The sequence below is a fragment of the Rhodocyclus gracilis genome (assembly GCF_009617575.1).
In the GTDB taxonomy this organism is placed as follows: domain Bacteria; phylum Pseudomonadota; class Gammaproteobacteria; order Burkholderiales; family Rhodocyclaceae; genus Rhodocyclus; species Rhodocyclus gracilis.
Genome location: NZ_WIXJ01000002.1, coordinates 15,421 through 26,411 on the forward strand (window position 1 = coordinate 15,421; position 10,991 = coordinate 26,411).

Sequence of the window (10,991 nt, forward strand, 5' to 3'; positions counted from 1 at the left end):
CGCCGATGACCGTTCAGATGGAGCTTTGGGGGCTGGCCACCTTTCTGGTCGGGCTGGCGATCACGTTCATGAGCTGCGTTTTCGGCTTCGCTCGCGTACTGGGCGCGCAGATCGATCAGCGCCTCAGCGAGAAATTCAAGGCGCAGGAAGAGGCGCGCGAGGTGGGCAGCAAGGCGTTGCGCGAGCACATCGACCGTTACATCGCACAAGCCGATCGCACGGCCGACCAGGTGGCGGCGCTTGAGCGGGACTTTTTGCGCTGGCAGGCGGAACTGCCGGTGAATTACGTGCGGCGGGAAGACTACGTGCGGGGGCAAAGCGTGATCGAGGCCAAGCTCGACGCGCTCTACAGCAAGCTGGAGGTGGTGCAAATGAGGGGGGCAAACAATGGTTGATACCGCCAAGGTTCGGCGCGAGTCGATGCGCTGGAATCTGATCAATACGCTGGATAAGGCGCGGCCGCACACCAGCAGCGAGGCGTTTTTGCTCGACGTGATGCGGGCGATCTATCCGGACGCGACCTTGCTGGAGGTCCGGCGCGAACTGGATTACCTGGCGGATCGGCGACTGGTCGATCTGAACAAGATGCCGTCGGGCGCGTGGTTTGCGGATCTGACGCGCTACGGCGTCGATATCGCCGAATACACGATCGACTGCGCGCCCGGCATTGCGCGGCCCGAGAAGTACTGGAGCGAGTGATGGCTCGGCGGTCGAACATTGACGGACTGCCGGAAGACGTTCGTCGGTGGCTTGAGCGCGCGCTCGCGGAAAACAATTTCAGCGGCTACCAGGCGCTGGAAGAGATGATGCGGGAGCGCGGCTATAGCATCAGCAAGAGCGCGATTCACCGCTATGGCCAGAAGATCGAGCGGCGCTTCGCTGCCATCAAGGCCAGTACGGAGGCGGCGCGCTTCCTGACCGAGGGGGCGGCCGACGACCAGGACGCGCGCTCGGAAGCGGTGATCGCCCTGGTGCAGACCGAGCTCTTCGAGAGCATCGTAAATCTGCAGGAGGCTGACGATAAAGGGTTGTCGCCGGAAGACCGGATCGGCCTGCTGTCGTCGGCGGCGAAGAACATTGCGACGCTGGCGCGGGCGTCGGTCAATCAGAAGAAATTTCGGCTTGAGGTGCAGGAAGAGACGCGCCGGAAGCTGCTCGAAGAGCAGGCGAAGAAGCTTGATGCTCTGCAGAAGAAAGGCGGCGTGACGCCCGAGACTCGCGCAGCAATCCGCGAAGCACTGGGAATCGCGTAATGGCCTTCAGGGGCAACGCTAAGTGCATTCCGCGTGACGTCGACGCGATCTTCCTACCCTATCAGTCGCGGTGGATCACCGATGATTCGATCCTGAAGCTGATGGAGAAGGCCCGGCAGATCGGTCTTTCCTGGTCGTCTGCCTACAAGTGCGACGAGCGCACTGCCGCTCAAGGCGCGCGCAACGACCAGTGGGTCAGCTCACGAGACGATCTTCAGGCTCGGCTGTTTATCGAAGACTGCAAGATGTGGGCGAAGATCATGGACCTCGCGGCGAATGATCTCGGCGAAATCGTAATCGACCCGAAGGCAAAACTGACCGCCTACGTGCTGGAATTTGCCTCAGGCAAGCGGATCCACAGCATGAGCAGCAATCCAGACGCCCAGGCCGGCAAGCGCGGGGGGCGCGTGCTCGATGAGTTCGCGCTGCATCCCGACCCGCGCAAGCTCTGGTCTATCGCCTATCCAGGCATCACTTGGGGCGGCAATCTGGAAGTCCTTTCCACGCATCGCGGTTCTCACAACTTCTTCAACGAACTGATCCGCGAGGTCCGGGAGAAGGGGAATCCGAAGAGCATCAGCTTGCATCGCGTGACGCTACAGGACGCCCTGGATCAGGGCTTCCTCTTCAAGCTGCAGCAGATGTTGCCTGCAACCGATAAGCGTCAGGCGATGGATGAGGCGGAGTATTTCGATTTCGTGCGCGCCGGTTGTGCCGACGAGGAGTCGTTCCAGCAGGAGTACATGTGCAATCCAGCCGACGACGATACGGCCTTCCTGGAATACGACCTCATCGCAGCATGCGAATACGCAGCCACCCTGAACTGGCAGCAACGGGGCTCCGGGCGGATATATACCGGTATCGACATCGGCCGAAAGAAGGATTTGACGGTGGCTTGGCAGGTCGAGGACGTCGGCGACATGTTGCTTACCCGTCGTGTCGAGCGGCTGCAGAACATGCGCAAATCCGATCAGGAGAAGATTCTCTACCCGATGATCGAGGAAAGCGATCGCACCTGTATTGACGCGACCGGCCTCGGAATCGGCTGGGCTGACGACGCGCAGGACAAGTTTGGTTCCTACAGGGTCGAGGCGGTGACATTCTCCACCAAGGTTAAGGAAGAGCTGGCGTATCCGGTTCGCAGCAAGATGGAGGACCGTAAGGTGCTCATTCCCTACGATCCGAAGATCCGCGCAGGCTTGCGTTCTGTGACGAAGCAAACGACCAGCGCAGGCAATGTTCGCTTTACTGCAGAACGCACGCCTGACGGCCATGCCGATGAGTTCTGGGGGCTGGCGCTGGCGATTCATGCGGCATCCAGTCCGCGATCGCCAATTGAATTCACCGCCGCCCCGTCCCGCGCCAGCCGCTGGGATGGCGACGGCCACAGTTACGGTTCAGGAGCCTGGTAATGGCGCAGATCATCGACATCAATGGCCGCCCGCTGCGGCGCGAGACGCTGGCCGAGCCGCAAACTTCCCGCATTGCCAATCTGGCGCAGACTTTTGCCGGCCATCCCTCGCGCGGCCTGACGCCGCCGCGGCTGGCCCAGATCCTGCAGCAGGCCGAGGCAGGCAATCTGACGGCGCAGGCCGAGCTGTTCATGGACATGGAGGAAAAGGACGCGCACCTCTACGCCGAGATGAGCAAGCGCAAGCGGGCGTTGCTGACGCTGGACTGGCGCGTGGTGCCGCCACGCAATGCGAGCAAGGCGGAAGAAGACGACACCGCCTGGGTGAATGAGGTGCTGCGCGACTTCGCCGACCTCGAAGACCTGATGCTCGATGCGCTGGATGCGATCGGCCACGGCTTTTCTGCACTTGAACTGGAGTGGCAGATGGTCGGCCGCGAGCGGCTGATCGCCGCGGCGCACCATCGGCCGCAGAGTTGGTTTCAGCTGGCGCGCAACGACCAGAACGAGTTGCGTCTGCGCGACAACAGCGGCGATGGCGCCGAGCTGCAGGCGTTCGGCTGGATTGTGCACACGCATCGCGCGAGGAGCGGTTACATCGCGCGCGGCGGGCTGCATCGTGTGCTGGCGTGGCCCTTCCTGTTCAAGAACTTCGCTGTGCGCGATCTGGCGGAGTTTCTGGAAATCTATGGGCTGCCGATGCGCCTGGGCAAGTACCCGTCCTCCGGGACGTCGCCGGAAGAGAAGGCGACGCTGCTGAATGCGGTGGTCAGCATCGGCCATGCGGCGGCCGGCATTATCCCGGAGGGGATGTCGATCGAGTTTGAGGAGGCCGCCAAGGGGGCTTCTGATCCCTATGTGGCCATGATCGACTGGGCCGAGCGCAGTATCAGCAAGGCGATTGTCGGCCAGACGACGAGCAGCGAGGCGAAGTCGACGGGAATGGGCAGCGGCATTGCCAATTTGCACGGCGAGGTTCGCCGCGATTTGCTGCTCTCGGATGCGCGCCAGCTGCAGGGCACGCTGACGCGCTGGCTGGTGCAGCCGTTGCTGGCGATGAATCGCGGGGTGAGCGATCCGCGGCGCTTGCCTCGCTTCGAATTCGACACCGGCGAAGCGGAGGATCTGAAGCTGTTTGCCGAGTCGCTGCCGAAGCTGGTGGCGATGGGCATGCGCATCGATCCGGCGTGGGCGCACGAGAAGCTGCGCATTCCTGAAGCCGCAGAGGGCAAGCCGATTCTGGCGCTGGCGCGGCCGCAGCTTGCCGTTCCGCCTGACGAGCGCCCGGCCGAGGCGGCCGACAAAGGCGGGCAGGCGGCAGCGCGAGTTGCGCTGAAGGGCGGTAGCCGGGCTACGGCCGAGCTGGATGAGTTCGACCGTCTGGCGGAAGAGATGGCGGGCGATTGGGAGCGGACGCTGACGCCGCTTGTTTCGCCGATCGAGCGCCTGGCCGAGGAGTGCAAGACGCTGGAGGAGTTCAACGCGCGGCTGCCGCAGACGATTGCGCAAATGGATGCCGAGGCGCTGACGCAGCTGCTCGCCCAGGGCAATTTTGCGGCGGCGATCTTCGGCCGGGTCGGTGGCGGCCAGGTCGATTGATATGGCGCCGCGCATCGATCTGAAGCTGCTTCCGCCGGAAGAGGCGATCGCCTTCTTTCGGCAGAAGGGTTTTCAGATCGGCTTCGACTACCGCGATGTGTGGCAGCAGGAGCATCAGGCGGCATTCACCGTCGCCAAGGCGATGCAGGTCGATCTGCTGCAGGATATCCGCGCACAGATCGACGCGGCGCTGGCCAACGGTACGACGCTGCAAACCTTCATCGCCGAGCTGCGGCCCAACCTGGTCAAGCGCGGATGGTGGGGGCGGAAGCTGATGACCGATCCGCTGACCGATGAGACCAAGGACGTGCAGCTCGGCAGCCCGGCCCGGCTGAAGGTGATTTACGACATCAATCTGCGTACGGCGCACGCAGATGGCCAGTGGACGCGCATCCAGGAGGAGAAGGAGACACTTCCATTCCTGATGTATGACCACACGCCGAGCGCGTACGAGCGGCCCGAGCACGCCGCATGGGACGGCAAGGTGTTGCCAGTTGATGATCCCTGGATTCGGGCGCATTACCCGGTGAAAGCGTGGGGCTGCAAGTGCCGCGTGATCCAGATGGGCCAGCGCCAGCTCGACCGGCAGGGCCTCAAGGTCGGCCAGGCGCCGGCGGAGAAGTACAGCACCTACACCAACAAGCGCACCGGTGAGACGCAGCAGATCCCGGCGGGCGTCGATCCGGCGTTTCATTACCCGCCGGGCGGCCGCCTTGAGAACCTGGGCAAGATGCTGGCCGAGAAGGTCAGCGCGCTACCGGCGGCGATGGCGGATGCTGTCACGAAGGAAAAGCGGTAAGGTCGGGGGCCGCTCAATTCAGCGGTTTGGATTGCCGCTCTCGCCGGGCTTCGTTCATTTCCGCTGTTGCAATAAGATTGCGCGGCCGATCTCGGAAACTCCCGGCTTGTTCCAGCTCTTCCCGGATTTATCGCGCTTCTGCCCCTTCCTTTATCTCACTCCCCTTTATCCGTGGGAAAGAGGTTTCATGTTCGCCGATTCGCATGGCCGCCCACAGTGGCACAATTGACAAAATAAACGCCAGTTCTGCCACAAACACATGCTGCCCATTGCCCTGATCGTCGAACCCGGCGCGACGCCTTCGAGCGTCATGCTGACGATGGATATGCTTAACGTCGCCAGCCGTTCTCCGGAGGCCGAGGGCTGCCGGCTCGATATTCTCTCGGTGCACGGCGGCACGGTGCGTCTGTCGCCGTGCGTGTCGGTCGATACGCAGGCGATGCCGGAGGTGTTGGCGGGCTATGCGGCGGTGATCCTGCCAGGGTTCTTTGCCGCCGACGGCGCAGCGCTGATCGAGCAGTTGCAGACGGTCTGGCAGCCGGTCATTGCCCGCTTGCGTTCGCTGCCCGGCGAGACGCTGCTGGCGGGGAGTTGTTACGGCACCTTCGTCCTCGCCGAGAGTGGCGTGCTCGACGGCGCTACGGCGACGACGCCCTGGTGGTTGCAGGCGGAGTTCCGGCAGCGCTATCCGCGTATCGCGCTCGATGCCGACGCGGTCGTTGTCGATAGCGGCCGATATCTCACCGCCGGGGCGATGACGGCGCATACCGATCTCACGTTGCATGTCCTGCGGCGTCTGTTGGGGGCGGCGCTGGTGCGCAGCGTCAGTCGCATCATGCTGGTCGATGGCGCGCGCGATTCGCAGCGGCCGTTCATGGCGCTGCGCCGGCAGTTCGATGATCCGTTAATCCAGCAGGCGGCTGACTGGCTGGCGGCGCACGGCAGTGCTGCGGTGACGACGGCGGCGCTCGCCGAGGCCCTGCATGTCAGTTACCGCACCTTGCATCGGCGCTTTCAGGCAGCGGCGGGGATGCCGCCCCTGGCGTATGTGCAGGATCTGCGCGTCGAGCACGCCAAGGAGCTTCTGGAGAGCACGCGCATGAGCCTTGAGCAGATCGTCGCGCGGGTGGGCTACAGCGATGTGCCGGCCTTTCGGCGCCTGTTCGTGCGGCGCGCGGGCTTGAGTCCGGCGCAGTACCGGCAGCGTTTCCGGCGCGGCTGAGCGTGCGCGCTTCTCGTGTGGCTTCTCACGGCGGCATAAGTGCATAACGAAGCCGTCTTTGGCGCGCCGCTCGGGCTGGCCTAGAGTGCGGGCTTTTCTAACCGGGCGCCCGCGAGGCTTTCTGCCATGAGTGTTTTCTCGATCCATTCCGCCACCTTCCCGTCTTCTCATGCAGCGCCGTCGCTCGCCGCGCAGGCCGGCGAGGTGATCCACGATCATGCCGAGATCGCCCGCCGGCTGGCGGCGCTTGGCGTGCGTTTCGAGCGCTGGCAGGCCGCTGCGCCTTTGCCGGCGAACGCCGACGCGCAGGCGGTGCTCGCCGCCTATCGCGAGCCGCTGGCGGCCTTGAAGGCGGAGTACGGCTTTCAGTCGGTCGACGTGATCCGCGTGCAGGCGGGGCATCCTGATCAGGAGACGCTACGGCAGAAATTTCTCGCCGAGCACACGCATAACGACTTTGAAGTGCGCTTTTTCGTCGAGGGGCGCGGCCTCTTTTATCTGCACGTCGGCGAGACGGTGTTCGCGCTGCTCTGCGAGCAGGGCGATCTGGTGAGCGTGCCGGCGAATACGTCGCATTGGTTCGATATGGGCGAAACGCCGGACTTCACCTGCATTCGCCTCTTCACCCGCGAAGACGGCTGGGCGGCCGAATTCAGCGGCGATCCGCTGCCGGCGAGCTTTCCGTCGCTGGAGGGCTACGCTGCCGCCGTCTCGGCGCTGCGGCGCTAAGGGCGCGGCCCTCCGGCGGCCTGTTGGCTTACGCGGGCGCGCTCAGGCCAGTGCGATTTCCAGGTCTCTGATGAGATCAGCCGCATCTTCGAGACCGACCGAAAAGCGGAAGATGCCGTCGCCCGCGAACTCCCGGTAGGTGGCTTCCTGCGCGCTCGTCAGGGTGAAGGAGGTGCGCAGCATGTCTTGGGTGGCGAGGTAGAAGATCAGGCTGCGGTGATGCCCCAGCGAGACGGCGTAGTGAATGACCTCCAGCCGTTCCGCGAAAGTGCGGGCAAGGATTTCGCCCGCGCCCTTGACCTGAAAGCTGATCATCCCGGAGAAGTTCTTCATCTGCCGACGCGCCAGCTCGGCCTGCGGGTGCGAGGCCAGTCCGGGGTAAATGACCCGCGCGACGCGTGGGTGGTCTTCCAGCCAGCGTGCCACGCTGAGCGCGTTTTCTTCATGCGCGCGCATGCGCAGGGGTAAGGTCGCCAGACCGCGCATGATCAGCCAGGCATTGAAGGGGCTGATGATGCCGCCCAGATGAATGCCGACTTCTTTGCGTAGAACGGCGAGATCGGCCACCTTGCCCAGCACGGCACCGCCGATGGCGTCACCGTGCCCGCCGATGTATTTCGTCAGCGAATGCACGACAAAGTCGGCGCCCGACTCCAGCGGACGGGTGGCGACCGGCGTGGCGAAGGTGGAGTCGACGATCAGCCTGGCGCCCGCCGCGTGCGCGATGGCGGCGACGGCGGCAATGTCGGTGAGCTTGAGGATCGGGTTGGCGGGCGTTTCGGCGTAAACCAGACGCGTCGTCGGGCGCAGGGCTTGCCGCAGGTTCTCCGGCTGCGAGAGATCGACGCGCGAAACCTCGATGCCCCGCGCGGGCAGATAGTCCTTGGCGAATTCCGCCACGCCGGCGTAGCTCACGTCGGAGATCACGAGGTGATCGCCGGGTTTGAGAAACTGCAACAGCAGGCCGGTGCTGGCGGCCATTCCGCTGGCAAAGGCAATGGCCGCCTCGGCGCCCTCCAGTTCTGCGAGTTTCTGCTCCAGCTGGGTAATTGTCGGGTTTCCCCAGCGCGTATAGATATATGGGGTATTTTCCCCGAAATCCTCGGCAGAGAAAGAAACATCCGGGTCGGTGACGTAGGTGCTTGACATCACCAGATTCGGCGAAGACGCGCCGGTGATTTTGTCGGGGGTTTCTCCGGCGTGGACGGCGAGTGTGGCGAAGCCTTTTTTATATGTCATTTGATTCGATTTCCTTTCCGCTTGTTTCCTGTGGATTAACGCACGGGCGTACGGCTCGCGAGGAAGGGTGCCCTCAGTCCGCGCAAAGGTTCCGGCCAGATATTCCGAGCGCGCCTCTGCGGGATGTTCAGTCGGGCGCCTCTGCCGTCGTGCCGTCAGCCGTGCCGGGGCGACAGTCATTCAGGCAGGCGGCGGTCAGGACGATCTCGACCTTGTACTTCGGGTGGGCGAGCCGGGCTTCGACGCAGGCGCGCACCGGCGCCGAGCCTTCGGGCACCCAGGCGTCCCAGACGCGGTTCATGGCGTCGTAATCGCCTATGTCGGCGAGGTAAATCGTCGCCTGAAGAATACGGCTCGCGTCGCTGCCGGCCTGCTGCAACAAGCGTGCGACGCTGGCGAGGAGATTCTCGGTTTGTGCGGAAATATCGGCGTCGAGATTGGCGGGGACTTCGACGATATACACCGTTTTGTTATACGTTACGGCATCGGAGAATCGGCGGGTGGTGCCCAGGCGTTGAATGGTCATGATCGGATATTTTTACGTAGTCGAAATATGGGGCGCTCAGAAGGATTTTTCCTTGCTATCTGAGCGGGGTGCGTAAAAAAGTAAAGAAATATTAATCGCGCGCCGGCGTGTGCGTGCAAGCATAGCGCACATAGCCCACATGGCGGCCTGGCCTGGATACCCTGACGGCGAGATTTTTGAGGCACAGGCCGCTATTGCACAGTGTGGTTGAATCTATATAACGCTTTACCCTATGCTGCGACCGCACGCTGCCTATGGGCAGGTGGCCGCAGGCCGCACTGAATGCGCTCCGAAGACGCTTCAAGCTCATCTCTGCCCGCAAGTCGCGCCGGTTTTTGACGGCGCGGGAGGCGGGGCTGGCGGGGGCGTGTTGCGAGTGAAAACCGATGACGAAAGGAACCTCATGGCCCACACGACAGCGGAGCTCGAAGAGCTCCTCATGCAGCGCTCGCTGACCGATACGCAGCTTCAGGCTGCGGCGGCGGCGGCGCCGGATTTCCGGATTCTGCCGGAGGCGACGGTGATCAAGATCGGCGGGCAGAGCGTCATCGACCGCGGTCGGGCGGCGGTGTATCCGCTGGTGGAGGAGATCGTCGCGGTGCGCAAGCAGCACAAGCTCTTGATCGGCACGGGCGCCGGCACCCGTGCCCGGCATCTCTACTCGATTGCCGCCGGGCTCAATCTGCCGGCGGGTGTGCTGGCACAGTTAGGCGCTTCGGTGGCCGACCAGAACGCGGCCATGCTCGGCAGCCTGCTCGCGCAATACGGCATCTCGACGGTGGACGGTGCGGGGCTGGCGGCGTTGCCGCTCTATCTCGCGGAAGTCAGCGCCGTCATTTTCAGCGGCATGCCGCCCTACAAACTGTGGATGCGTCCGCCCGCCGACGGCGTGCTGCCGCCGTATCGCACCGACGCGGGCTGCTTCCTGCTGGCCGAGCAGTTCGGCTGCAAGGCAATGATCTACGTCAAGGACGAAAACGGCCTCTACACCGCGAATCCAAAGACGTCGAAGAACCCGACCTTCATCCCGAAGATTTCGGTCGATGAGATGAAGTCTGCCGGCCTGCATGACTCGATCCTGGAGTTCCCGGTGCTCGACCTCCTGAAGTCAGCGCAGCATGTCCGCCAGGTGCAGGTCGTCAATGGCCTCGTCCCCGGCAACCTGACCCGCGCGCTCGCAGGCGAGCACGTCGGCACCATCATCACCGCGAACTGAGGCGCACGTCATGGCTGATACTTCCAACCAAATCAAGCACGTTATTTCTCCGCTCGCGCGTCAGACCCTGCAGGATGGCAGCCTCACGCGTCCGGTCGCCGGGGTGCGCCCCATCCGTCTGCTGCCCTGGTTGCAGGTCGTCAAGATCGGCGGTCGCGTCATGGATCGCGGTGCCGAGGCGATCTTGCCGCTCGTCGCCGAGCTGCGCGCGCTTTTGCCCGAACACCGGCTGCTGATTCTCACGGGCGCCGGCATTCGCGCCCGGCATCTGTTCAGCGTCGGTCTCGATCTGGGTCTGCCGGTCGGCACGCTGGCGCCGCTCGCCGCCAGCGAAGCAGGGCAGAACGGCCATATCCTCGCCTCGCTGCTGGCGGCGGATGGTGTTTCTTACATCGAACATCCGACCATCGCCAATCAGCTGGCGGTGCATCTCGCGGCGGCGCGGGCGGTCGTTGGCAGCGCTTTCCCGCCGTATCACCACCACGAATTCCCCGGCTCGCGCATTCCGCCGCACCGCGCCGACACGGGGGCCTTCCTCCTTGCCGATGCCTTTGGCGCCGCTGGCCTGACGATTGTCGAGGACGTCGACGGCGTCTACAGCGACGACCCGAATGGCGTGAATGGCGGAACGGCGCAGTTCTTCTCCGAAACGAGTGCGGCCGAACTGGCAAAGACCGATGGTTCGCTGCCTTTCGACCGCGCCCTGCTGGAGGTGATGGCCACCGCCCGTCACATCGAGCGGGTGCAGGTGGTCAACGGGCTGGTGCCGGGGCGGCTCACCGCCGCCTTGCGCGGCGAGCACGTCGGCACCTTCGTGCACACGGCGGCGCGCCGCTGAGCTAAGTCGCCAGCCCCTCCTGGCGCGGTCTGCCGTTCAGGCTGCGCCAAAAGTAGTCCGGCCCCCGGCGCGCGTAGTGGCGCCGGGGGCCGGACTTTTTTTGCGGTGCTTGGCGTGTGTCGGCGGATTCTGCCGGGGGCCGGGATGCTGGGCGATCGG

The 10,991-nt window shown here is 64.0% G+C and carries 12 protein-coding genes; 10 read left to right on the top strand and 2 right to left on the bottom strand.

All coding sequences use genetic code 11. From position 1 onward, the window contains the following. The first annotated feature begins 5 nt into the window (after window positions 1-5). From GHK24_RS03170 to GHK24_RS03205, 8 genes are all read left to right on the top strand, one after another. The gene (locus GHK24_RS03170) at window positions 6-395 is read left to right on the top strand and encodes a hypothetical protein (RefSeq protein WP_153468955.1); all 390 of its coding nucleotides are present in this window, start codon (window positions 6-8) and stop codon (window positions 393-395) included. After that, a complete protein-coding gene (locus GHK24_RS03175; protein WP_153114587.1) occupies window positions 388-699 on the top strand; it encodes a hypothetical protein in 312 nt (103 codons plus the stop codon). The genes GHK24_RS03170 and GHK24_RS03175 overlap by 8 nt, the downstream gene beginning before the upstream one ends. After that, on the top strand, window positions 699-1,253 hold the full coding sequence (locus GHK24_RS03180) for a DUF3486 family protein (protein ID WP_153468958.1): 555 nt from the start codon (window positions 699-701) through the stop codon (window positions 1,251-1,253). Before GHK24_RS03175 ends, GHK24_RS03180 begins: the two co-directional genes overlap by 1 nt. Next, complete coding sequence (locus tag GHK24_RS03185) at window positions 1,253-2,665, top strand: terminase large subunit domain-containing protein (RefSeq protein WP_153468961.1); 1,413 nt, start codon at window positions 1,253-1,255, stop codon at window positions 2,663-2,665. Before GHK24_RS03180 ends, GHK24_RS03185 begins: the two co-directional genes overlap by 1 nt. Continuing rightward, window positions 2,665-4,263, top strand: a complete 1,599-nt coding sequence (locus GHK24_RS03190) for a DUF935 domain-containing protein (protein ID WP_153468965.1) — start codon at window positions 2,665-2,667, stop codon at window positions 4,261-4,263. Before GHK24_RS03185 ends, GHK24_RS03190 begins: the two co-directional genes overlap by 1 nt. Before the next feature lies 1 nt (window position 4,264). Further along, window positions 4,265-5,062, top strand: a complete 798-nt coding sequence (locus GHK24_RS03195; RefSeq protein WP_153468968.1) for a phage head morphogenesis protein — start codon at window positions 4,265-4,267, stop codon at window positions 5,060-5,062. A gap of 259 nt (window positions 5,063-5,321) precedes the next feature. Beyond that, a complete protein-coding gene (locus tag GHK24_RS03200; protein ID WP_153468971.1) occupies window positions 5,322-6,284 on the top strand; it encodes a GlxA family transcriptional regulator in 963 nt (320 codons plus the stop codon). A gap of 126 nt (window positions 6,285-6,410) precedes the next feature. Next, window positions 6,411-7,013, top strand: coding sequence for a 1,2-dihydroxy-3-keto-5-methylthiopentene dioxygenase (locus tag GHK24_RS03205; RefSeq protein WP_153468974.1), 603 nt, complete (start codon window positions 6,411-6,413; stop codon window positions 7,011-7,013). Window positions 7,014-7,055: 42 nt separating this feature from the next. Here GHK24_RS03205 and GHK24_RS03210 read toward each other — a convergent pair whose 3' ends face one another. Together GHK24_RS03210 and GHK24_RS03215 are read right to left on the bottom strand one after the other, a co-directional pair. Then, entirely contained in the window at window positions 7,056-8,252 is a 1,197-nt protein-coding gene (locus GHK24_RS03210) for a trans-sulfuration enzyme family protein (RefSeq protein ID WP_153468978.1), read from the bottom strand. Window positions 8,253-8,379: 127 nt separating this feature from the next. Next, on the bottom strand, window positions 8,380-8,778 hold the full coding sequence (locus tag GHK24_RS03215; protein ID WP_153468980.1) for a RidA family protein: 399 nt from the start codon (window positions 8,776-8,778) through the stop codon (window positions 8,380-8,382). 232 nt (window positions 8,779-9,010) lie between these two features. Here GHK24_RS03215 and GHK24_RS03220 point away from each other — a divergent pair, with 232 nt between their 5' ends. Both GHK24_RS03220 and GHK24_RS03225 read left to right on the top strand, forming a co-directional pair. Beyond that, window positions 9,011-9,994, top strand: coding sequence for an amino acid kinase family protein (locus GHK24_RS03220; protein ID WP_228384523.1), 984 nt, complete (start codon window positions 9,011-9,013; stop codon window positions 9,992-9,994). A gap of 10 nt (window positions 9,995-10,004) precedes the next feature. Further along, entirely contained in the window at window positions 10,005-10,832 is an 828-nt protein-coding gene (locus GHK24_RS03225; RefSeq protein ID WP_153468983.1) for an amino acid kinase family protein, read from the top strand. Window positions 10,833-10,991 lie beyond the last annotated feature (159 nt).